Here is a 23,081-nt window from a genome sequence, read left to right on the forward strand (position 1 = left end):
CTCCTCTATATTTAAGATAATATCTTCCTTAACTCTACCATAGAAAAACGATTACCAGGACAGCTTTTTGTAACTCCTTCTAACTCTCTATGACCTAGTATATTTTCTTTCTTTATAGCAAATTGCTTCATAAACATTTTGCATAAAGAATATAATGCATTCACTTGTGCAGGAGTTGGATCGTATTTATCGAAATTTCCCGTCATACATATTCCAATTGTATGACGGTTATGGTCTTTCGCGTGCGCTCCAATATGTAAACCTCGCCCTTCCACTACAGTTCCGTCCTTTTCGATAAAATAGTTGTAACCAATCCCGCTCCACCCTCTTACAGTTTGATGAAATTCATGTGTTTTATACACGTCCCATCCATCTTCAGCTGTATGGTGGATAATCAGTTGATTTACTTTTTCTAAAGGAACTAATTCATCTTGAAATGTTAGATTGACATATTTAATTTCCATTTGAACTGCCTCCTCTTAAAAATCAATCATAATAATCGTTTTATCATCTGGTTTTATTCTCTTTTCCCCTTCCAGCTTTTCAATGATTGCTACATATTCGTTTATACTATTCTTTCTTATATATGCAACAGTTTGTTCTAATGACCAATCTGGATGGAATAACCCGTCTGAACAAATAAAAATTCCACTCACTTCATCTATATGTAATTCACCATGTTGTAAATAATGTATCGCTTCTTTCATTCCATTTGCAACTGAGTAACCATTTGGCATATTTGCAAGATAACGATTGTACTTTAATTGTTCTCGAACATCTTGAAAAACAGGTTCTTCCGGCACAGATAAACCTTTCTTACGATCTTCTTCCCTCTTCCTTTTTGCTCGTTTACTAATTCCTTCAACTGTGTCTTTCGTTAATACTTGCATCGTTCCATTTTGAAAAGTTGCGACAATCATACAGTCCCCAAGCTGCGCATATTCAATTTTCTCACCAACTATTTGAACTGCCGCGATACATGTGCACCACAAATGCTCTTTTTTTCTCGTGTCTACTTCATATTCTAACATTTTGCTTTGTAATGCTTCATTTGCTTTGGCAACTGCAAATTGTAAACTATGATTCTCTCGTAATGCAGTAAAATAATTTGCAAATAAATGCGAAGCGATGTATGCTCCATTATGTCCATTTTCATCACGAAACGGGACAAGTGGTGTTGCACCGTCACATACACCATAAATCTTTTTATCTTTATTACAAAAATAAGAATCCTCACATTCTTGCTTCAACGGGCTTTTCTGTTGATATGTTTTTATCTTCACAACTGTATCCCCTTTCAAATGATAAAATACTCAAATTCTTTCGATTAATCTAATTTACCAAAATAAACTGTTTTTACCCAAAACTTTCAATATCATATATAATCTTGAAATAATATGAATTTTTCAGTGAAGGACGGGAAAGAAATGGTCAGATTCCTTGGTGTTATTATCGGTTCTATTATTATTGCGGTTGCCTTTAATCTTTTCCTTATCCCCCACAAAATTTTAAGTAGTGGAATTGGCGGAATTGCTATTATTTTAGGGATTGTAACCCCTGTAAACACAGGCATTATTAACTTTGTATTAAACTTACCTATCCTTATTTTAGGGTACATAGGCCTTGGAAAAAAAGTAATTTTTAACACAGTTGTCTCTGTAGTTGTATTATCTGTTGCATTATACTACGTTCCAGTAAAAGTCGTAGCAACAGATCCATTGTTATCTTCTATCTTCGGGGGTGTCATCGCCGGAGCTGGTATTGGTCTTGTTTTTAACTGCAATGGATCCACTGGTGGATTTGATATTATCGGTATGCTTTTATCCCGCAAGCGAGACATTAAACTTGGCGGATTCCTTATTATTTTAAATGCAGTCGTTGTAATAATCGCAGGATTCTTCTTCACCTGGGATGTTGCACTTACAAGCTTACTTTCAATTTATGTAACTGGTAAAGTAATTGATGCTGTTCATACAAAACATCGTAAAGTTACACTTATGATTGTAACAAATGAAGCAGAAAAAATGAAAAAACAGCTTCTTTCAACTGTTGTACGTGGAATAACGTTACTTGATGGCGAAGGCGCTTATTCAAGTGAGAAAAAGCGTGTACTTATGACGGTCGTTTCTCGTGAAGAATTAGCAAGTATGAAACTTACAATTTCTGAAATTGACCCGAATGCATTCGTTAATATTACAGAAACTGTAGAAGTGTTAGGACTTTTCAGAAGAAGTTAAAGACTAGGTGGGGATACACCTAGTCTTTATTTTGCATAAATTCAATTCTGTTTCCAAACGGGTCTGATACGTAAAATCGAATTACATCTGGCCGTGCATAATCATCAATCACTTTTACACCTTGCTCTATAAGTGTTTGCTTAAATTCATTAATTTCATTCACATAAAAAGCTGGATGAGCCTTTTTAGCTGGTGTAAAGTTCCGCTCGACACCAATATGGATTTCTTGATTTCCACATTTAAACCAACATCCACCTCGTTTTTTCAACTCTTCTGGCTTTGGAATTTCTACCATACCAATTTTATTCCCATAAAAATCACGCGCCTCTTCTTCACACTCTACAGGTGCAGCTACTTGCACGTGATCAATCCCTTGAATATAATTTTTCATTTTCTCTCCCCCTCCTCTACCCTAATGTTATACGGAAAACAGCCGTCTGTAACTTACAAAAGGTTTATAAAACAATATAAGCTCCCCTTATTACCATCCTGCATTCACTTTGCAAAAAAAATAAAAAAACAAAATTTATTCTATAACTTCCATTTTTTATAGAAATACACATCACATCTATATTATAGTTATGAATAGACAAATCTTTTTAGATGCTATTTGTACGGAGGAACTATTATGAGTCGTAAAAAATATTCACCAACTCAAAAAAAACGTCATCCGAACATTTCTAGACGTTTGCGAAACCATATACAAGATCGTTCATTAACAGAAATGTACGCATCTCTGTTCGAACATAATCCTGATAGTATTATTTCATTAAACTTAGAAGGAGTTATTCTACATATAAATCCTTCTGCCGAAAGAATATTAGGTTACACTTCTTTAGAATTAGAACAGAAAAATATTACCTCTATTTTAGGAGCCCATATTTCTGAGCAAGTATTACAAAATATAAAGAATACTGAAGCGGATAATCAACAAGAGTATATCTTATCTATTTATCATAAAAATGGATTCTTATTAGATGTTGTGACAAAACTAGTTCCTATTTTTGTTCAAAATCGTCTTACTGGTGTATACGCTATTATGAAGCCACTTGAAAAATCAGAAAGAATTGAGAATATGCTAAAAGAAAGTGAGAAGAGATTACGTACATTAGTAAACTCCATGCCTGCGTTTGTTATATTTAAAGATCATGAAGGGCGCTGGCTTGAGGCAAATGACTACGCACTTTCTTGCTTCAACTTCCATCATGTACCTTACCACGGGAAAAAAGATAGTGAACTCATTCAATATAATGAAGCATACCGAGAAGCTTTTTTACATTGTGAAGAAGTCGATGAACTAGCATGGCAACAAAGACAAATTCTTCATGGCGAGGAATTTATTATACATAGAGATGATTTCGATTTAATCTTAAGTATATCAAAAGTTCCGCTTTATCATCCTGATGGTTCTCGCAAAGGTCTTATCGTGATGGGGAGAGATGTTACTGAGCTAAAAGAAACTGAAAAGTTACTACGAAAATCTGAGAAGCTCGCAGTAGTCGGACAACTGACAGCTGGAATTGCCCATGAAATTCGAAATCCACTCACTTCCCTAAAGGGTTTTCTAACATTGCTCCTCCCTGAAATAAATGAGGAGCAAAAATGGTATATCGATGTTATGTTAAGTGAGATTTCACAAATGGAATCCATCACGAGTCAATTTATGGCGATGTCTAAGCCACAAGTATTATCTATCCAAACTTGTAACATACAAACTTTAATTGAGGAGGTAGTTACATTTATTTTACCGACTGCAATTATGCATAGCGTTCATATCATCATGGATCATTTTGATTACGTATATGATATTCAATGTGACGGTAACCAATTAAAACAAGTTTTTATAAACATATTAAAAAATGCGATAGAAGCGATGCAAAATGGCGGAAATATTTTCATCCAAACAAAACCATTAGAGGATAATTTCATCTTAATACGAATTATCGATGAAGGTTGTGGCATTCCAGAAGATCGTATCTCCCGTCTAGGCGAACCTTTTTATAGTTTAAAAGAAAAAGGCACAGGACTAGGATTAATGATGTGTTACAAAATAATTGAAGAACATCATGGTAAATTACACATTTCAAGCGAATTAAATAAAGGTACAATTGTTGATATTGAGCTACCACTTTCTTCATCTCATCTTGCAATCCAGTCTTAAATAAAAAAGAAGCATCTGCTAATGGTTAGCAGATGCTTCTTTTTTAAAATACTTTGTCATACCACTCTTTTGCTTTTTCTACTTCACCCATCGTTAATTGATGCCCTCGATTTTCCCAATGCATTGTTACATTCGCGTTTGCATTTTCTAATAGTATCTTCAATTCCTCTGACTCTGCTGATGAACAAATTGGGTCATTTGTCCCAGCAGCAATAAACACAAATTTACCTGCTAAATTTGCTAATTGCATTCCTCTTCTTGGTACCATTGGGTGATGAAGCACAGCACCTTTCAATGCATTTTCGTAATGGAATAATAAGCTTGCTGCGATATTTGCCCCATTCGAATAACCGATAGCTACAATGTTATTTCTATCGAATTTATATTCTTTAGCCGCTTCATCTAAAAATTCATTTAATTCCTTCGTACGGAAAATTAAATCCTCTTCATCAAAAATGCCCTCTGCTAATCGGCGGAAGAAACGCGGCATCCCATTCTCTAACACATTTCCCCTAACGCTTAATACCGACGCTTCCGGATCAACTATTTCTGCAAGTGGTAGTAAATCTAATTCATTACCACCTGTGCCATGAAGTAATAACAACACTGGTTTTGACGTATCTTTTCCTTTTTGAAAAACATGTTTCATCATAATCCTGTTCCCCCTTCAATCACTTTAATCTAAATTTCTCACTTCAAATGGTAAAAGCGTTTGTTCAATCTGTTTTCTATGTTGTTCATATTGTTCCGGTAACTTTAATTCCTCACCCATCGTCTCTAACGATTCATCATGAGCGAAACCAGGAGGATCTGTTGCAATTTCAAATAAGATTTCACCATGTTCTCTAAAATAAATCGCGTTAAAATAATTTCGATCTTGTACAGGAGTTACGTGATATCCAAAACGCGACACATGCTCTTTCCAGTCTAGCTGATCAGCATCGTCACTCGCTCTCCAGGCAATATGATGAACTGTGCCAACGCCCATTTGGCCACGACCGATTGTTGATAATTTCAAATCAATAATATTTCCAATGTCAGCAGAAGAACGGAATCGAACAAATTCACCCTCTTCTCCAATTTTCTCAAGACCCATAATATGTTCTAACAATTCAGCTGTTTTTTGAGGCTGTGTAGATAAAAGAACAGCACCTCCAAACCCTTTAATTGCTACTTCTGGTGTAACTTCTCCAAAACTCCAATTATTTAATTCGCCTTTTTCTCTTTCAACTAATTCTATATGCAAACCATGCGGATCATCAAATTCTAAATACTGCTCTCCAAAACGAGTCATTTTTGTATACGAAACATCGAATTTTTCTAATCTATTTTCCCAAAACTCCATTGCACCTTTTGGTACAACGTAAGACGTAATTCCTACTTGACCATCTCCAATAATACCTTGACGAGCACCTGCCCATGGGAAAAACGTAATAATTGTTCCAGGCTTTCCTCCTTCATTTCCAAAATAAAGATGGTACGTACCTGGATCATCAAAATTCACTGTTTGTTTCACTAAACGTAACCCCAATACACCAGCATAAAAGTCTACATTTTCTTGTGGATGCCCTACAATCGCTGTAATATGATGGATTCCCATTGTTTTCTTTTCCATTTCTTCCACTCCTTTTTTATTTCATTATAAAAATTCTTTTACATTTAAATTCATTATTCATTTTGTCCATGCTACAAAGTAAAATCCGTCATTATAATTTTATCTCGAATCCGAGATATTAATCACAAAATTACGTATCGGCGTCTAACCTATTGGATTATCTCGAATTCAAGATAATTCACAAAAAATATTTGTTCGATTTATAACCATAATAAATTTTCATTATGAACATTATTTATCTCGAACTCAAGATTTATTATAAGTTACTTATTTTTTATTGTCAATAAGTCCTTACTTTCATTTTTCTTGTTTTCACTTATGGTTCCCTACCTTAACAAACATTTTTTGTTCTTTCAAGTGAACGAGCACTTTTCATTACATGTGAAAACCTTTATAAACGCCTTTATCCCAGTGGATTACAATGATTTTTCAAGAAATTAAAGTAATAATATTCAGAAAATTAAAGAGGTTTTTTCACACCTTATTTTCATTCCTTATTTTCATTCCTTTACCCGATAAATTTTAAAAACTAAAAGCCATACAAATGTATGACTTTTAGCTTATTGACGTCTCAAATTTTGCTTTCTCTACATATACTTTACGAAATTTCATATAGCATCCAATACGCCAAGGTACTATATAACAAACCGCAAGAGTGTAGAAAAGAATGCCGATTGACTTTGGATCTAGACCTTGTAAATGTCTTCTAAAATAAGCACGTAAAAGAACGATAACTAAAAATGTAGCAATAAAAGCGATACTTTTTTTTGCATAAATTTGACCATCTTCTCTGACTTCATACCCACTTAAAATAATAAGTGGAATTGATAATAACAGTCCGATCCCAGCAGCTATACCAATTTGCCAACCAGCAAGTTGTATCGGTGCTGCGTATAAAGAAAAACCTGGTAATAAAAAGAATAATGGCAATAGTAGTCGTCTTCCTTTATTATTAATTGGTCGATTCATAGAGCGCATGCGTCTAAATATAACGAGCCCTATGACGAGTAAAAAAATTGTAATACTGTACGAACCTTGCTGCAAGTGAATCTCTCCCTAAAAATAGTCATTTTCAAAAATACTTCCCTATTATACTCCTAATTTTTCCAAAAAATATGATTATTCCTCTAAAAAATCTTACATATCAAATATACTTTTAGGTTTGATTTACTATAGGAAACAATTCCGAAAGTGGAACTACTCTCCCCACCTCGTCTTTAAACACAATATGCTCTCTAGTTAAATGGCGCGGGCTCTTCACTCCCGCCGCTGCCGCTAATGAAAATAAACTATATCTCATACTAATAATATAATTCATGACTCGCCACTTCTTCTCATACGGATCTAACGCTTTTTGATAATGCGGATTCGTCGTGGCTACACCAGATGGACATTGGCCAGAATTACATTGAAGGGCCATAATACAGCCGCTTGCCATCATAAATCCGCGGGCTGAACTTACAGCATCCGCCCCAATCGCTAAAGCAATCGCCACTTTATCTGGTGTGATTAATTTACCCGATGCAAATACTTTAAACTTGTTACGGACACCATAATGGTTTGCTGTATCAATAAATGTAAGTAATGCTGGAATAAGCGGCAGTCCCATACAATCTGCCATCGATTTATACGTTGCCCCTGACCCGCCTTCTGAACCGTCGATTGTAATAAAATCTGGGTAAATGTTTAGTTCTTTCATTGTTTTTATTAAATCTTCCAAAGGCTCCTGCTGACCAATTACAATTTTCATTCCAACTGGTTTACCGCTGTTTTCTTGCAACTGTTGAATAAAACAAAGTGTATCCGCTGCATTCTTTAAAAATGAAAATCGATTCGGTGAATTAATCGTCTCTCCCTTTCGGACGTTGCGAACAAAAGCAATTTTCTCATTTACTTTTTGTCCCTCTAAATGACCACCACGTATTTTAGCACCTTGCCCAAATTTCAATTCGAATGCTCTAATATTACTTTCTTTCGCTTTCTCCATGAATTTTCCCATTGAAAAATTACCGTCTTCATCACGGTATCCAAATAACCCTGGACCAATTTGCGCAACGATATTCGCTCCTGTATGTAAATGTTCTGGAATAACGCCACCTTCACCCGTATTAATCCACGATCCGCCTGCCATTTTTGCTCCAAAACCACTCGCTAAAATATAATTTTCTCCAATCGCACCGTAAGAAGTCGCAGATGCACCAAACATGCCATGTAGCTTCCACGGATATTTACGGTTCTCACCGACTATAATTGCATCATCTTCTTCGTACAGCCAAAGATTCGTTGTATCCGCTGTCAATTTTTCTCTTCTTGAAAATAACCCTTCTTTATGAATCACGTACTTTTTACCTTCCCGCTCTTGCGTGAGATTCACACTTAATTCCTCAGTTAATATCGGAAATAATGTATTAGCAATATAATATCCAGAAGCTTCAAAATCTCGTTTTGATCCAAAACCAAGTATTTCAGAGCGATATTTCGCTAAAAACATAACACTTTGAAAATCATAACGTGAGAAAGGCTTTCCATCCGTATCATGATCAAACCAATATTGTCGAAATTCAGGCCCTATCTTTTCCAGTAAGTAGCGCATTCTTCCTAAGTACGGATGTAATTTTAAAATAGAATGGTGTGTTCGTTTTTTTATAAAAAATGTAATGATAAAAAAGACGATTAAAAGCAACATTAAAAATAGTAATATACTAATAATAACGAGTAGCGTTTCACTCATCCCGCTTCCCCCTATGAAGTTCCATAATAAAAGGAGAACACTCGACGTGCTCTCCTTTTATCTTTATTCATACTAACGTAGCAAGATGCTCTTTCGCGTCATATTCAACTAAACTTTCAGCGTGTTTAATTCGATGAACAAAGTCTGGATTAGCAATTAACGGTCTTCCGAATGCCGCTACATCAATCGTTCCTTCTTGCAACGCTTCTTCGGCCTCTTTCGGATTTAAATTACCAACCCCAACAATCGTACCATCCCAATATTTTCTTACTAGTTGATGAAAATTCTTTCCATCAGCAATCTCTTGCGTATAATTCATCGTTGAAGGATGGATCATCGTTAACCCAACCTCTTTAAACATATTTATGAACGTTTCAATTGCAAACTCAGGGTTTTCCCACATATAAGTAGGATTATCACCTTTGAAAGCAGAGAAACGAAGAAGTGTTTTATTAGCTCCAACAGCTTCTATTACAGCCGCCGTTACTTCTTTCATAAACGTTAACCTTTGTTTTAAATCACCGCCATATTTATCTGTTCGCTTATTCGCAAACTCATACGTAAATTGATCGATTAAATATCCGTGTGCACCGTGAATTTCTACTCCATCAAATCCAGCTTCGATCGCATTTTTCGCAGCTTGTGCGTATTGACCGATCACTTCTTGTATTTCTTCTAACGTCATTGCTTCTGGCGTATCAAACGGTTTACGAAAGCGTGGAACATTCCCCTCTGCAGCGATAGCCGACGGTGCTTGTGGCATTTGACCACCAATTATTTCATGATGACTCATACGCCCAACATGCCATATTTGAGCAATAATCGTCCCGCCTTCTTTATGTACTGCCTCTGTAACAGGTTTCCAAGAATCGATTTGTTCTTGTGTATAAATACCTGGTACTCCTGGGTTTCCTTTTGCTCTCGGACTAATGACAATTCCTTCTGTAATAATTAGTCCAATTCCATCCGCAGCACGTTTTCTGTAGTACTCCACTACATCAGCACCAACTACTCCAGTCTCATTATCTGCAAAGCATCTTGTCATCGGTGCCATCACTATACGATTACGAAGAGACCAAGCTCCAACTTGAATTGGATCAAACAACTTTGTTTCTTCAACGTTTTCAAAAAATCCCCCAGCATTTACATTTGTTCCTTCATAAATACTCGCTGCTTTATTACTTGAACTTGTCATTTTTCTTCCCCCCTAAAAAATCTTACTATAATCGCATCATACTTACTTTTAGATAGTAACGTCAATTTTTACGACTTTATAACAAAAAATTCGAATATTCAAAAACAAAACGCTGCAAATAATATTAAAAAGGTTTCCTTAGGAGGAAACCTTTTTTGTTGACCATATATGGCTGTCAATTCGTTTATCTCTTTAATAAAAAACACCTTATCAATAGAAGTGAAAATGGTTCAGTATTCTTCTAAAAATAATAACTTATATACCTAAAACAATGAAAGCCCTACCTCTCTTTCATCCTTACGGCTCCTCGTCCGTGCCAGTGTGAATCAGGATTGCAAAAATCAAGTAACTATTTTATCGAAGTATTCAATTAAACTTCGAACATTCATAAATGAAATTAAAAAATAAAAATGGATTTGATTGTAGTAATAACAATAGAGGTAATGCTCTAAAAGTGGTTTGAAAGAGTTGAATGTCTTTGAAATGATAAATTTTCTATAATTATGTTCCCAAAAAATTCAAGATCTTTTTTGGGATATAATACATTATTTGTAATGAACCTTAACAAAAGCTTTTTATCTGATTTTCTGTGATACCTTCAATTAATCCCAGTTCACTAATCAAAAATTCATATGCGTTATCTAACATCTTCTTTTCGCTTGCATTAAGTGCTTTTTCTTTCTGTATACGCATTAAATCACGCACAACTTCAGCACCTTCTTGCATTTTACCCGTCTTTATTTTATCAGTGTTCAATTTATACCTTTGTTTCCACGTAAGTAATCTATCTGATTCCCCATGTTGAAAAATATCCATTATGTGTGCTAATGCGGTTATATCCGTAACTGGTCGTATATTCGAATTCAATATTCTCCCTGCTGGAATCATTAGTTCCATATTACTAGCCGACATTTTTATAACATAATACTGTTGTTTTTCTCCTGAGATTTCCTTCTCTTCTATGGCTTTAATTATACCTGCTCCCTGCATTGGATAAACAATATTATCACCAATTTGAAACAAATAATCCACCTCCATATATGGTAACCTTCTCAAGCTTAACATACTTTTAGTTTTTTAGCAAAATTTTTATTTTATCATAAAATTATTTTACGAGTCAATACTTCAGAAGCAAGAAATTAAATTTACACAATACACTATAAAAATCGCAATTCCATTAACGGTTCCACACACATTCATTCTCCTTTAACACAAAAACACATCACTACATTTAAGTAGTGATGTGTTTTTGATAAGGCATAAATAAATATCTACTTTTCCGTCTATATACTAACCTGTTTGCTAACTGTTTCCCTCGCTAAAAGAAAACTCATAATCACTTGCGCTGCTACTCTACTCGTCATATCTCTGAAATCAAGAGTTGGATCAATCTCTACTATATCCATCCCTTGAACGAGCGATTCTTTACCAAGGAATTCAATCGCATCTAGTAAAGTCGTACTATCCATCCCACCAGGCCCAATTGCTGGACAACCTGGTGCAAACGCTTGGTCTAGCACATCCATATCAAGAGAAATATAAATAGAAGTCACACCTTGATTTCTTAATACTTCAATACTTTCCGTGATAATATCTTTTATTTCTCGCTCTCGTACGTCTTTCATTGTATACACTGTTACACCATGCTCTATTGCATATTCATGGTACGCACGTGCATTAGAAAAATTACGAATTCCAATTTGAACAAGTTGTTTTCCAGTAATGACATCATTTTCTAGTAAACTACGGAATGGTGTACCATTTGACGGGCCTCCATCATCTAAATTACGTAAATCATGATGAGCATCAAATTGAATAATTCCGACCTTTCCTTTACTGTTTGCAAAACCTGTTATACTCGGAAAACTAATCGAGTGGTCACCGCCAAGAACGATTGGTATCACGTTCGGGTTTACTTTCGTTACATGCCCAACTGTTTTCGCAATTCGTTTATGACTTTCTTTTATATCCGTCACATGCATCGTAATATCGCCGCAATCATATAAGACACTTTCTTTCATATCGTGTTCTTCTGTAATTGCATATGTGCTATATGCATCTAACATCGCACGAATTGTTTTTGGCGCAAAACTCGCTCCTGAATGACTAATAGACGGTTTAGAAAGGGGTGCTCCAATTAAGGCAGCACCGAATATTTCCACACCTTCCTCCCAATCTTTAATCATCTCACTCCATTTCGTCACTTCACGATCAATAAACTTTGCATTTTTCTTTAAATAGTGGCCGTGCTCCACGATTGTTCACCTCTTGTATATGCAATATTACCATTCTTCCATACTGTATTCACATGACTTACGCCGTAATGATACGGTACGTAAGCATAATTGTAAGCATCCCATAAAACTAAATCTGCCTTACGACCAACTCTAATTTTCCCAGCTACATCACCACGGTTAATGGCATATGATGAGTTAACCGTTACGGCATTCCAAACTTCTTCTGGTGTCATTTTCAATTTTAGCATCGCAATGCTCATAATAAGCTGAATATTTTCAGTTGGACAGCTACCTGGGTTAAAGTCTGTAGCTAACGCAACTGCAACACCTTCATCAATCATTTTACGTCCACGAGCAAAGCTTTCTTTATTTAAATAGAAAGTTGTTCCTGGTAATAAAGTTGCTACTGTATTAGAATTTGCAAGCATTTCAATTCCTTTATCAGAAGCACCAACTAAATGGTCCGCTGATGCTGCACCGATTTCTGCCGCTGCTTCCGCACCACCAAGAGGGTCGATTTCATCTGCATGAATTTTCACATCAAAGCCAAGCTCTTTCGCTTTTAATAAAAATTCTTTTGATTCTTCTACAGAGAACACACCTGTTTCACAGAAAATATCAACGAACTCCGCTAATTGCTTCTCTTTCATTTCTGGTAGTAGGTCTAACATCCATTGTAAAAATTCTTTCGATCTACCTTTATACTCTTTCGGAACTGCATGAGCACCTAAAAATGTTGAAACTAAATCGATCGGATGCTCTTTTTGTAATTGTGCTGTTGCCTCTAATTGTTTCCATTCCGTCTCATCATCTAATCCGTAACCACTCTTCGCTTCTACAGTAGTAACTCCGAAAGATAGCATACGGTCTAAATGGAATTTCGCTTTTTGAACAAGTTCTTCTTTCGACGCCTGTTTCGTTGCATTTACAGTTGAAAGTATGCCTCCGCCTTGTTCTAAAATTTCTAAGTACGGAACTCCTTGTAGTTTTAGTGCGATTTCATTTTCACGAGATCCACCAAATACAAGATGAGTATGCGGGTCAACGAGACCAGGAGAAACCATTTTCCCGCCGCAATCAATAACTTCTCTCGCTTGTAATCCTTTCGCTTCTTCCGCTGTTCCAACGAAAGTAATTACACCATTTTCAATTCCAACCGCACCGTTTTCGATAACAGGAAGCGTGTTCATCGCTTCCCGTCTTAACAAGCCATCTTCTTGATCCATTGTTAGTAATTGACCGATATTTATTAGTAAAGTGTCCAGCATGTTTTCTCCTCCTTATTTCATCATCGGAATGTTAACGCCTTTTTCTTTCGCAGTTTCCACAGCTAAGTCATACCCTGCATCCACGTGACGAACAACACCCATACCAGGGTCAGAAGTTAATACGCGCTCAATTCGTTTTGCTGCTGCTGCTGTTCCATCTGCAACGATAACCATTCCCGCATGAAGTGAATAACCCATACCAACGCCACCACCGTGGTGAACAGATACCCAGCTTGCACCGTTTACACTATTAATTAATGCATTTAAAATTGGCCAGTCAGCTACTGCATCACTACCATCTTTCATCGCTTCTGTTTCACGATTTGGAGATGCTACTGATCCACAATCTAAATGGTCACGACCGATAACGATTGGTGCTGATAATTCACCATTTGCAACCATTTCATTAATGATGCGACCAAATTTCGCTCGCTCACCGTAACCAAGCCAACAAATACGTGATGGAAGCCCTTGGAATTCAACTTGTTGACGTGCCATACGAATCCAGTTACATAAATGTTCATTATCAGCGAACTCACGTAAAATTACTTCGTCTGTTTTATAAATATCTTCTGGATCACCAGAAAGTGCTACCCAGCGGAATGGTCCTTTTCCTTCGCAGAATAATGGACGGATAAATGCTGGAACGAATCCTGGGAAATCGAATGCATTTTTCAAACCTTCATCGAAAGCAACTTGGCGAATGTTATTTCCGTAATCAAATGTAATTGCGCCTTTTTCTTGCATAGCAAGCATTGCTTCCACATGTTTTGTCATACTTTCTTTTGATAATTGTACGTAGCGTTCTGGATCTTCTTCACGAAGTTTCGCTGCTTCTTCTAACGTGTAGCCTACTGGAATATAACCGTTTAATGGATCATGAGCAGATGTTTGATCTGTAACTAAGTCTGGTGTAATATTGCGCTTCACTAGTTCTGGTAAAATTTCTGCCGCATTTCCTAATAAACCAATAGAAATCGGTTCTTTCTTCTCTTTATACTCGTTCGCAACCGTTAACGCTTCTTCTAATGATTCTGTATACATATCACAGTATCTCTTTTCAATACGACGATCGATGCTGCGCTTATCAACATCAATAGCAATGACAACACCGCCGTTCATCGTTACAGCAAGAGGTTGTGCACCACCCATACCACCTAAACCAGCAGTAAGTGTTAATGTACCTTTTAATGAACCATCGAAATGTTGACGAGCTGCTTCACCAAATGTTTCATATGTTCCTTGTAGAATCCCTTGCGTTCCAATGTAAATCCAGCTACCAGCTGTCATTTGTCCGTACATCATAAGACCTTTTTTCTCTAGTTCTCGGAAGTGATCCCAGTTTGCCCATTTCGGTACTAAGTTTGAGTTCGCTAACAAAACGCGAGGTGCATCTTCATGTGATTTAAAAATGGCAACTGGTTTTCCTGATTGAACAAGTAACGTTTCATCGCTTTCTAACGTTTTTAATGAATCTACAATCGCCTGATAACTTTCCCAGTTACGAGCTGCACGGCCAATTCCGCCATATACAACTAATTCTTCTGGTTTTTCAGCAACTTCAGGATCTAAATTGTTCATTAACATACGAAGTGCAGCTTCTTGCACCCACCCTTTCGTTTGTAACTCTGTACCTCTTGGCGCGCGAATTGTTTGTTGTACTTTTTCCATTTCAATCTCTCCCTTTTCTCATTTTATAGTGCTGCGTTTACATCTAATCTTTCTTTTATCGAATAATTCGTTTTTAACCAATGCGCAATATTTTCAATATCTGTTGAGAATATACGGTCATTTTTAATAGATGGCACCTGCTGACGACCTTGATGGTAGAAGCTCTTCGTCACTGTACTCATGTTTTCAATTCCGCGATATTCTGCTGCTTGCATTGCACAAATCATCTCAATAGAAAGAACACGTCTTGCATTTTGAATAATCTGATGTGCATGGCGTGAAGCAATTGTTCCCATACTTACATGATCTTCTTGGTTAGCAGAAGACGGAATTGAATCTACACTCGCCGGATGTGCCAACGTTTTATTTTCAGAAACTAGTGACGCTGCAGCATATTGCATAATCATCGCACCAGACTGAAGTCCTGGTTCTGGACTTAAAAATGGTGGTAAATCGTTTAACTGCGGATTCACTAAACGCTCAATACGGCGCTCTGAAATATTTGCAAGTTCTGCCATCCCTACTTTTAAGAAGTCCATCGCAAATGCAATTGGTTGACCGTGGAAATTACCACCTGAAATTACTTTTTCCCCACCATCAAAAATAAGTGGATTATCTGTCGCCGCATTCATTTCAATTTCTAATTTTTCTTTCACATAATTTAAAACTTGCCAAGAAGCACCGTGTACTTGCGGAATACAGCGAAGTGAATATGCATCCTGTACACGTAATTCTCCTTGTTTTGTTGTTAATTTACTATCATGAAGGATGTCACGAATTCTGCTTGCTACTTCCACTTGCTCTTTATAACCACGTGCTTTATGAACATTTTCATCAAATGCATCAATAATGCCTTGTAACCCTTCAATTGTCATCGAAGCAATTAGTTCAGCTTGATACGCCGTTGCTTCTGCTTCTATATAAGAAAGAACTCCTTGTGCTGTCATCGCCTGCGTACCATTAATTAACGCAAGACCTTCTTTTGCTTCAAGTTCAATTGGCTCAAGCCCTTCTTCTGTAAGAGCAACCATTGCATGAACGCGTTTCCCCTTATAGAACACTTCACCTTCGCCTAATAATACGAGCGCAAGATGAGATAAAGGTGCTAAATCGCCACTTGCACCAAGTGAACCTTGTTGCGGAACGACTGGATGAATTTTACGGTTTACAAACTCAAGAAGCATATTTACAACAAGCGGCCTAACACCAGATACTCCTTTAAGCATCGTGTTCGCTCGTAAAATTAACATTCCACGCGATACTTCTTCCGGGAATGGATCACCAATCCCACATGCATGTGACTGAATTAAATTATGTTGAAGTGCCTTTACATCATCTTTTTGGATAAGCACATCACTAAACTTTCCAAATCCAGTTGTAATTCCGTAAACGACTTTTCCGTCCTCTACAATTTTCTCAACTACTTCGCGGCACTCCGCTACCTTTTGCATACTAGTTGGACAAGCTGTTACACCTTCTCCTTCCAGTAATAACCTCTTCATTTCTTCAACTGTCAATGTATGTCCTGTTAACGTAATCATCATTTTTCCTCCTTAAAAAGGCAAAAGGGGACCTTATCTTTTTAAGACAGACTTCTGTCCTAAAAAAGTAAGGCCCCCTTCTAACTAATAGACTATGGGCAAATCATATGTGATTAATTCCTAAACCAATCGCCTCATGCTCAGATCCTTTTACAGGTGCACCAATCGTTCCATATAATGCAACAGCAACCCATTCGCCTTCTTTTTTTCCGTCGTATGGTGTACCGCGCACAATCGCAAAACGAAGTCCTACTGTACGAAGAACGTCTGCTAACTGAATTTGACCTCTCGTCACTCCGTACAAAGCTTCCATAATTGCATGATAAAGTGCATGTGTTTCTCTGTAAACGTCTGTTTCAATAACTTGGTTGCTTTTAGCCGCTGTTTCCATTGCTGCGACAACCTTTTGCGAATTCATCGAACCCACTTTCCCCGTACAATACTTCCAACCTTTTGGAATGGATAATACAGGACTTTCATTCTCATCCGCAAGTGCCAACAGCATGGCCATACGACCAATTCGATGTGTTCCTTGAAGAAGCATGTGACTCTCTCATTTCTTTTGAATTATTTGAATATTACTTAATTTAAGAATATATGAAAACGTTTAAATCGTCAATAGTTTAAACTCACATTCAAACAATTTTTTCATCCCCATAATTTTGTGTACACAAATGATTTACACAAAATTTCCAAGCATGCTATAGTCTCACTAACAGATGCAAAGGGGCGAGATTTCAGTGACAAAACGAAAAGATATTCATTTTCGAATTGAAGAGAAATTACTTAAAAGGTTTGAATCAGCACTCCATTACGAAGGTTTAAAGAAAACAGATGTATTAACACATGCAATCCAACAATTTTGCACAAAGGTGGAATGTGACAAAATGAATGATGTAAAACGTCAGTATAACGTTAGCAACCATTTACAAACACGCATCGACACACATACACATTACGAAGAAAAACACGTAGATTTAGATAAGATCGTCATTGAACATTTACAACTTCAAGGGGAAGAAAATATATTAGAGGTTGGGTGCGCTAGTGGAAAATTCCTTTCCCTTTTACAAACAAATGGTCATAAAGGCCCATTAACCGGGTTTGATCAATCCGAAGCTATGCTTGCTGAAGCTGCTAAAACAAATAACTTAATAGAATGGAAACGAGGGGATGCTAGTAAACTCCCTTTCGAAACAAATTGTTATGACCTAATAATTGCAAGACATATGTTATACCATGTGAAAGATGTTGAAAAAACGATTCAAGGATTCCATAAAGTAATTCGTCCTGGCGGAACACTTTTAGCTACAACAAATTCTAGCGTTACACTACCTCGTATAGTTGAAATGTGTAACCGTATGTTAGACGCATTTGATTTACCGAAAACAACATCATCAGTCACTCCATTTTGTTTAGAAAACGGTAAAGAGATATTACAATCTGTTTTTCCAACTGTTGAAGAAACAGTTATTCATAATGCTCTCGTTTTTCATCATGCTACTCCGATTGTAAACTATATTTCTAGCATGTTTCCGTCGCTAAATATACCTGATAATACATACCTTCACGCGGAAATGAAGGTATGGCTAAAAGAAGAAGTAGAAAATGAATTGTCACTTCATAACGGTATATGGCGTGACCCAAAAACGTTAGCCATTTATCGATGTCAAAAAGAAAAAAGCTAGCATTTGCTAGCTTCTACACGTTTTCTCGTAAAAGTTTCTCCATTACTACATTGCCTTTACCACAATAAAAATCTGTATTATGTTCGTCTGCCACTCCAAAATAAGAGGCAATTGCTATTCCAAATGGTACAAATGCATGCCCTTGTGCTGTAATGATATTTGAGTGTTTCACAACTTCTTCATACACGAAATTTTCTACTGGAAAACAATCAAATTTTTGATAATCTATAGTCGCAGTATAAGAAATCCCTTTAAATAACCCTGCTTTTGCTAGTGCATACGGTCCAGCACAAATTGCCGCCACTAATTTTTCTTGTTCATGAAATTGACGAATGATTGAAAAAAGAGGTTTTGCATCTTCCAACTGTCCTTCTTCTCCACCTGGAATAAGTATCCCCTCATACTCATCTACACGTACTTCACTTACTTCTATATGCGGCTGCACTTGCAATCCAGTTTCACTTATAACCAATTCTTTAGTTAAGCCCGCTGTAATGATTTCATATTTATTTTTCAGCAATGCCGTCGCTACTGTTATTTCAAACTCTGCAAATGTTGAGTATACAAATAAAAGTATTTTTTTCATATCCCTCTCTCCTTTAACCAGTCCATAAAATATACCTCTAAATCGTCCACTGTTAATCTATTCGTGTCCACATAAGTTACAGGAAATTTTTTATACCAGTCTTTTTCAGTTTCTACTAATTTAAATTGCTCCTCAAACGTACTTCTGTTTCTTGTTCTATCATTATTTTTTCTATCATATACATTCTTTTTCGTAACATCTAAGTAAAAAATCACATCCGAACGGCATGCTCTTAATTTATATAATTCATCTTTCAATTCAGTTTCTATATCCCACTCTTCTCCTATAATCGTTGGATAAAAGAGTGTAAAAAACTCAATGTCTTCTGGTCCGCGATCAAAAATTACGACTGAATCTTTCACATTTTGAAACTCCTTTATTTTTGCTTCCATAAACATTTTTTGATTCATAATAAACCCTACTTTTGAATTCATATCTAAATTCAATTTTTTTCGCTTCTCTACAATTGGATATGGATTTTCATATATAACTCGAAACCCTCTCTTTTCTAACCTTTTTGCTAATGTTGTTTTTCCGCTAGCCATCGGCCCTTGCAGTGAAATTACGTATGCCACACCTCTCATTCCCTTACACTTTAGTACACCTATAATATACAGAATCTTGAAAACTCTCAACATTATATATATCATCTTGTTTCTTATTCATATCTAACTTATAATAAAAAATAGAGATTATGACGGACGCATCAATAATGTAAGCTTGGAAACCCAAGCTTACATTATTTTTTGCTTTCCCTTTTCTAATAAAAAGAGTATACTAGATTAGAACGTATGTTCTTAATGATTACATACAGTAAGGAGATAGAACAATGGTATACGACACAAAAGCAATTTCTTGGAACGAGTCTTTAAAACAACTTCAACGCCGCTATACAAACAAACAAGTTGACCGAAAAGAATTTGAGGATATTGAACTGATGGAATTCTTCCGCGATAACGACTACATTTCTTTACCTACACATATAAGCGGCCTATCAAAAACACGTTTTACTTCTTACTCTATTTTCACAACTGAAGATAAAGATCGTAAAGTTGGCACACTTATTATTGAGTATGTTGAAGACGATAATAATAATTTATGTGTTGAACAACTATACTTCGTTTAAACTATAACGCTTGGTCAAAATGACCAAGCGTTCTTGCTTTCTATGAATCTCACTGTATATAATATGAATAAAAGAAAACCGCTATCATTAAGGGGGGATATGCGTGCTCGAAGGATGGTTCAGTTGGTTCATTGTATTATGGACGGTTATTTTATTAGGGCTTATGTCTATCGGTGGATACTTTATGTTCAGAAAATTTTTAAAACGTTTACCAAAAGAAGACGGCATGTCCATTTTGGATTGGGAAGAACACTACATAAATAAAACGAGACATTTATGGGCTGACGAACAAAAACAATTGTTAGAAGAGCTTGTAAGTCCTGTTCCAGAACTATTTCGTGATGTTGCAAAATCAAAGATTGCTGGCAAAATCGGGGAACTTGCATTACAAGAAAATGCCTCTCAAATTACACAAGACTTAATTATTAAAGGATATATCATTGCCACACCAAAGCGTGATCATAAATTTTTAATAAAAAAACTACAAGAAAAAAAGATTGATTATTCTAACTATCAATCTTTACTAACAAAATACCCCTCATGAAAAAAAGATTGCTAACTTATAGCAATCTTTTTTAACTTACAGTTACAGATTTTACGGCTGTTAATCTAGCTTCTGCTAAATCTATTTGTAATCCAACCGCACTCGTATAAATCGTATCGCCTGTACCTGTAATGTTGACTTGTGTAGATGTCGTATTTGGTGCAATTGATCCTGTTGCATTTACATTTGTAATATCAAATTCAGCTCTCGCATTTGCATTTGTAGTTGTCCCCGAAAAATTCCGATCTGCAAAACTACCAATTGTATTTAAATTCCCGTTAATATCATTCACTTGCCCTCTAAAAAAGTTCCCCAATGGATTATTCGGTCCCGTTAATGTCACAGAGTTCAATTGAAAGTTATCACCTGTAAAATTTGGATCACCATTCACCGCCATTACAAAAGCTCTTGCTGTCACCGTCCCTGTAGCCGGTGTGAAAAATCCAGAAAGTATTTGTGGTGTACCTGATAATAAAAAACCTGGGAATAAACTCACATTTCTCATCGGGTATGAGGAATCACGATATACAACAATCAACGACCATCCTGCACCATAACCAACTGGCTGACGCGTAGGTAATCTTGTTACGCTATATCTACCTGCTGCTCGATTAGGTAACCCTTGTAGTAAAGATGTAACGTCTGCCGCTCTGTTATATACATTGGCTATAAAAGGTAAATTCGTCCCTTCTGATGACCATGCCGAATTAATTGTCACTTGTGTACTCGTTCCATCAGGCGTAACTAGATTTGGAGGATTCGCATCAACAACAGCAGTTGTAACAGCCGTATCCAATCCACCTGACCAAACAAGTAATGCAAAATCCACAACCGCCGTAGCTGGAACAATAGTAGTTGACGGATTTAATTCAGCCCATGATCCATCTAATGTCCAATCATTTGTCGTACCTCCAAATGTATTTGGATCAGTTGATGAAGGTACTCCTCCAAAAGTTAAGTCAGTATTTAATGTAATAAGTGCATTGTAAGCAAAATTTGTATTTGCAGTACCACGCATTCCCATCGTATTGCCTGTGTGCATCATAAATAAGTTATCATTTTTACCGTAAGCTTGAACAAAAGCCAATAGAACTCACTCCTATTAGGATAAAAATTTTTATTAACTTTTCCTATTATTTCAACTTACAGTTACTGATTTTGTAGCTGCTAAACGTGCCTCTGCTAAATCTATTTGCAAACCAACAGCACCAGCGTAAATATAATCGAATGTATTTGGGATATTAACCGTAGTAGAAGTGGATGCAGCTGTTAATACGCCATTTGCAGGTACATTTGTCACATCAAATTCCGCACGACGGTTAGTCGCAGAAGTACCAATTGGCATATTTCTATCCCCAAAACTTCCAACTGTATCTAAATTTCCTAAATAATTATTTACCTGTGAAGCAAAAAAGTTGTTTATTAAATTATTAGGTCCTGAAAGTCCAGTACCATTTAAGTTAAATCTATCACCTGTCGCATCTGTATCACCATTAATTGCCATTGTAAATACACGAGCAGTAACCGGCGATACAGCTGGAGTGATGAAATTTGAAATCGTCGCTGTCTCACCCAATGTAGAAATAAGTAAACCAGTATATAAACTAACATTCCTGACAGGATATAAATTATCACGATACACAACAACTAATGCCCATCCTACTCCTGTCCCTTGCGCTGGTGGATTTGCCGTTGGTATTCTCTCTACAAAATAATCTCCTGTTGCTCGGTTCGAAAGTCCCTGTAAAATACTTGTTACATTTGCAGTACGTGTATAAATGGTACCTTGAAATGTGCCGCTTGATCTAGTCTCTCCCCATGTTGGAACACTCGTAATTGTATGGATAACTCCATCTGGCGTTTGAAGAGTAGGCATATTATTATTTACCACTGTCTCTGTCACAGTTGCACTCAATGTTCCTTGCCATACTAGCATTGCAAAGTCTACAGTTGCTGTTGCTGGTACATCTGTTAATGAAGGATTAAGCCTTGCCCAAGAACCATTTAATGTCCAATCATTTGTCGTTCCTGCAAAAGTTAATGGATCTGCCGAAGAAGGAACTCCTGCAAAGCTTAAACTTGTATCTCTTGTTATTAATGCATTGTACTGATAAGCCGTCGCTATTGTAATACCACGCATACCAACTGTATTCCCTGTGTGTGCCATAAATAAAGAGTCCGTTTTCGTATATGTTTGTACAAAAGCCAATAATTCCACTTCCCTTCCATATAAAATAAATATTTATTCGCTATTTCATTTAATGCGAACAAGGAAAAAAAGTTACATTTGTATACGTAACGCAAAGAATAATTTAGGCAAAAAAAAAGCCTTTGCCTATTCCTATCCATATAAATTTGAATAGGATGCAATGACGAATTTATTTTATACTAATATTTTCACATAGTATTGTTTCTGGATGATAAAATAATACTGTTTGTAAATATTCTATTCCTTGACCGGATTGAAATTTATACAGAAAG

At 36.3% G+C, this 23,081-nt stretch carries 23 protein-coding genes; 5 read left to right on the forward strand and 18 right to left on the reverse strand.

Features of this window, described 5'->3' with window-relative positions; all coding sequences use genetic code 11:
- Window positions 1-11: 11 nt before the first annotated feature.
- Both BHV55_RS18095 and BHV55_RS18100 read right to left on the reverse strand, forming a co-directional pair.
- Window positions 12-464, reverse strand: coding sequence for a peptidoglycan recognition protein family protein (locus BHV55_RS18095; protein ID WP_000404192.1), 453 nt, complete (start codon window positions 462-464; stop codon window positions 12-14).
- Window positions 465-479: 15 nt separating this feature from the next.
- The gene (locus BHV55_RS18100; protein WP_070756886.1) at window positions 480-1,301 is read right to left on the reverse strand and encodes a protein phosphatase 2C domain-containing protein; all 822 of its coding nucleotides are present in this window, start codon (window positions 1,299-1,301) and stop codon (window positions 480-482) included.
- A 126-nt stretch (window positions 1,302-1,427) separates the two neighbouring features.
- On the opposite strand from BHV55_RS18100, the gene BHV55_RS18105 reads away from it, so the two are divergent.
- A complete protein-coding gene (locus BHV55_RS18105; protein WP_000251344.1) occupies window positions 1,428-2,237 on the forward strand; it encodes a YitT family protein in 810 nt (269 codons plus the stop codon).
- Window positions 2,238-2,256: 19 nt separating this feature from the next.
- Here the strand turns inward: BHV55_RS18105 and BHV55_RS18110 are convergent, their stop codons facing one another.
- Complete coding sequence (locus BHV55_RS18110) at window positions 2,257-2,628, reverse strand: VOC family protein (protein ID WP_000800767.1); 372 nt, start codon at window positions 2,626-2,628, stop codon at window positions 2,257-2,259.
- 237 nt (window positions 2,629-2,865) lie between these two features.
- On the opposite strand from BHV55_RS18110, the gene BHV55_RS18115 reads away from it, so the two are divergent.
- Window positions 2,866-4,398, forward strand: a complete 1,533-nt coding sequence (locus BHV55_RS18115; protein ID WP_030027183.1) for a BA3702 family sensor histidine kinase — start codon at window positions 2,866-2,868, stop codon at window positions 4,396-4,398.
- 43 nt (window positions 4,399-4,441) lie between these two features.
- On the opposite strand, the gene BHV55_RS18120 is transcribed toward BHV55_RS18115, so the two are convergent.
- The 11 genes from BHV55_RS18120 to hutP all read right to left on the reverse strand — a co-directional run bounded on the left by BHV55_RS18120 (window position 4,442) and on the right by hutP (window position 17,200).
- Window positions 4,442-5,050: an alpha/beta hydrolase gene (locus tag BHV55_RS18120; protein ID WP_000975483.1), complete on the reverse strand. Its 609-nt coding sequence runs from the start codon at window positions 5,048-5,050 to the stop codon at window positions 4,442-4,444.
- A 24-nt stretch (window positions 5,051-5,074) separates the two neighbouring features.
- The gene (locus BHV55_RS18125; RefSeq protein ID WP_000412731.1) at window positions 5,075-6,013 is read right to left on the reverse strand and encodes a ring-cleaving dioxygenase; all 939 of its coding nucleotides are present in this window, start codon (window positions 6,011-6,013) and stop codon (window positions 5,075-5,077) included.
- Window positions 6,014-6,568: 555 nt separating this feature from the next.
- Window positions 6,569-7,057, reverse strand: coding sequence for a cytochrome c biogenesis protein CcdC (locus tag BHV55_RS18130; protein WP_001183922.1), 489 nt, complete (start codon window positions 7,055-7,057; stop codon window positions 6,569-6,571).
- A gap of 112 nt (window positions 7,058-7,169) precedes the next feature.
- Complete coding sequence (locus tag BHV55_RS18135; protein WP_000005161.1) at window positions 7,170-8,744, reverse strand: FMN-binding glutamate synthase family protein; 1,575 nt, start codon at window positions 8,742-8,744, stop codon at window positions 7,170-7,172.
- A gap of 67 nt (window positions 8,745-8,811) precedes the next feature.
- Window positions 8,812-9,939 (reverse strand): alkene reductase, encoded by a 1,128-nt coding sequence (locus tag BHV55_RS18140; RefSeq protein WP_000204588.1) that lies wholly within the window; start codon window positions 9,937-9,939, stop codon window positions 8,812-8,814.
- Between the two features lie 561 nt (window positions 9,940-10,500).
- A complete protein-coding gene (locus BHV55_RS18145; RefSeq protein WP_170317877.1) occupies window positions 10,501-10,962 on the reverse strand; it encodes a CarD family transcriptional regulator in 462 nt (153 codons plus the stop codon).
- Between the two features lie 260 nt (window positions 10,963-11,222).
- Complete coding sequence (gene hutG / locus BHV55_RS18150) at window positions 11,223-12,194, reverse strand: formimidoylglutamase (protein ID WP_000399831.1); 972 nt, start codon at window positions 12,192-12,194, stop codon at window positions 11,223-11,225.
- Window positions 12,173-13,444: an imidazolonepropionase gene (gene hutI, locus BHV55_RS18155; protein ID WP_000887540.1), complete on the reverse strand. Its 1,272-nt coding sequence runs from the start codon at window positions 13,442-13,444 to the stop codon at window positions 12,173-12,175. The genes hutG and hutI overlap by 22 nt, the downstream gene beginning before the upstream one ends.
- Window positions 13,445-13,456: 12 nt before the next feature.
- Complete coding sequence (gene hutU, locus BHV55_RS18160; protein ID WP_070756887.1) at window positions 13,457-15,115, reverse strand: urocanate hydratase; 1,659 nt, start codon at window positions 15,113-15,115, stop codon at window positions 13,457-13,459.
- A 23-nt stretch (window positions 15,116-15,138) separates the two neighbouring features.
- Window positions 15,139-16,656, reverse strand: coding sequence for a histidine ammonia-lyase (gene hutH / locus BHV55_RS18165; RefSeq protein WP_000631875.1), 1,518 nt, complete (start codon window positions 16,654-16,656; stop codon window positions 15,139-15,141).
- A gap of 103 nt (window positions 16,657-16,759) precedes the next feature.
- Entirely contained in the window at window positions 16,760-17,200 is a 441-nt protein-coding gene (hutP, locus tag BHV55_RS18170; protein WP_000926516.1) for a histidine utilization transcription antiterminator HutP, read from the reverse strand.
- A gap of 196 nt (window positions 17,201-17,396) precedes the next feature.
- Between hutP and BHV55_RS18175 the strand changes: the two genes are divergently transcribed.
- Window positions 17,397-18,344 carry a class I SAM-dependent methyltransferase gene (locus BHV55_RS18175; protein WP_000166778.1) on the forward strand — a complete coding sequence of 316 codons (948 nt, stop codon included), beginning with the start codon at window positions 17,397-17,399 and terminating at the stop codon, window positions 18,342-18,344.
- A 13-nt stretch (window positions 18,345-18,357) separates the two neighbouring features.
- Here BHV55_RS18175 and BHV55_RS18180 read toward each other — a convergent pair whose 3' ends face one another.
- Together BHV55_RS18180 and BHV55_RS18185 are read right to left on the reverse strand one after the other, a co-directional pair.
- Window positions 18,358-18,930, reverse strand: a complete 573-nt coding sequence (locus BHV55_RS18180) for a DJ-1/PfpI family protein (protein WP_000722232.1) — start codon at window positions 18,928-18,930, stop codon at window positions 18,358-18,360.
- Window positions 18,927-19,514, reverse strand: a complete 588-nt coding sequence (locus BHV55_RS18185; RefSeq protein WP_070756888.1) for an AAA family ATPase — start codon at window positions 19,512-19,514, stop codon at window positions 18,927-18,929. The genes BHV55_RS18180 and BHV55_RS18185 overlap by 4 nt, the downstream gene beginning before the upstream one ends.
- 245 nt (window positions 19,515-19,759) lie before the next feature.
- On the opposite strand from BHV55_RS18185, the gene BHV55_RS18190 reads away from it, so the two are divergent.
- On the forward strand, window positions 19,760-20,056 hold the full coding sequence (locus BHV55_RS18190) for a hypothetical protein (protein ID WP_000262400.1): 297 nt from the start codon (window positions 19,760-19,762) through the stop codon (window positions 20,054-20,056).
- 103 nt (window positions 20,057-20,159) lie between these two features.
- Window positions 20,160-20,600, forward strand: coding sequence for a DUF2621 domain-containing protein (locus tag BHV55_RS18195; RefSeq protein WP_000889372.1), 441 nt, complete (start codon window positions 20,160-20,162; stop codon window positions 20,598-20,600).
- Between the two features lie 31 nt (window positions 20,601-20,631).
- Here BHV55_RS18195 and BHV55_RS18200 read toward each other — a convergent pair whose 3' ends face one another.
- Window positions 20,632-21,687 (reverse strand): hypothetical protein, encoded by a 1,056-nt coding sequence (locus BHV55_RS18200; protein WP_070756889.1) that lies wholly within the window; start codon window positions 21,685-21,687, stop codon window positions 20,632-20,634.
- Window positions 21,688-21,738: 51 nt separating this feature from the next.
- Window positions 21,739-22,809, reverse strand: coding sequence for a hypothetical protein (locus BHV55_RS18205; RefSeq protein ID WP_070756890.1), 1,071 nt, complete (start codon window positions 22,807-22,809; stop codon window positions 21,739-21,741).
- Between the last annotated feature and the right edge of the window lie 272 nt (window positions 22,810-23,081).

The organism is Bacillus sp. RZ2MS9, assembly GCF_001816185.2.
Lineage (GTDB): Bacteria > Bacillota > Bacilli > Bacillales > Bacillaceae_G > Bacillus_A > Bacillus_A cereus.

Bases quoted from the DNA above. Each gene is read 5' to 3' on its own strand.
- BHV55_RS18140 (WP_000204588.1), bottom strand. From the start codon at position 9,939: ATGACAAGTTCAAGTAATAAAGCAGCGAGTATTTATGAAGGAACAAAT.
- BHV55_RS18120 (WP_000975483.1), bottom strand. From the start codon at position 5,050: ATGATGAAACATGTTTTTCAAAAAGGAAAAGATACGTCAAAACCAGTG.
- BHV55_RS18110 (WP_000800767.1), bottom strand. From the start codon at position 2,628: ATGAAAAATTATATTCAAGGGATTGATCACGTGCAAGTAGCTGCACCT.
- hutU (WP_070756887.1), bottom strand. From the start codon at position 15,115: ATGGAAAAAGTACAACAAACAATTCGCGCGCCAAGAGGTACAGAGTTA.
- BHV55_RS18125 (WP_000412731.1), bottom strand. From the start codon at position 6,013: ATGGAAAAGAAAACAATGGGAATCCATCATATTACAGCGATTGTAGGG.
- BHV55_RS18180 (WP_000722232.1), bottom strand. From the start codon at position 18,930: ATGAAAAAAATACTTTTATTTGTATACTCAACATTTGCAGAGTTTGAA.
- BHV55_RS18095 (WP_000404192.1), bottom strand. From the start codon at position 464: ATGGAAATTAAATATGTCAATCTAACATTTCAAGATGAATTAGTTCCT.
- BHV55_RS18105 (WP_000251344.1), top strand. From the start codon at position 1,428: ATGGTCAGATTCCTTGGTGTTATTATCGGTTCTATTATTATTGCGGTT.
- hutH (WP_000631875.1), bottom strand. From the start codon at position 16,656: ATGATTACGTTAACAGGACATACATTGACAGTTGAAGAAATGAAGAGG.
- BHV55_RS18135 (WP_000005161.1), bottom strand. From the start codon at position 8,744: ATGAGTGAAACGCTACTCGTTATTATTAGTATATTACTATTTTTAATG.
- BHV55_RS18115 (WP_030027183.1), top strand. From the start codon at position 2,866: ATGAGTCGTAAAAAATATTCACCAACTCAAAAAAAACGTCATCCGAAC.
- BHV55_RS18185 (WP_070756888.1), bottom strand. From the start codon at position 19,514: ATGAGAGGTGTGGCATACGTAATTTCACTGCAAGGGCCGATGGCTAGC.
- BHV55_RS18190 (WP_000262400.1), top strand. From the start codon at position 19,760: ATGGTATACGACACAAAAGCAATTTCTTGGAACGAGTCTTTAAAACAA.
- hutI (WP_000887540.1), bottom strand. From the start codon at position 13,444: ATGCTGGACACTTTACTAATAAATATCGGTCAATTACTAACAATGGAT.
- hutP (WP_000926516.1), bottom strand. From the start codon at position 17,200: ATGCTTCTTCAAGGAACACATCGAATTGGTCGTATGGCCATGCTGTTG.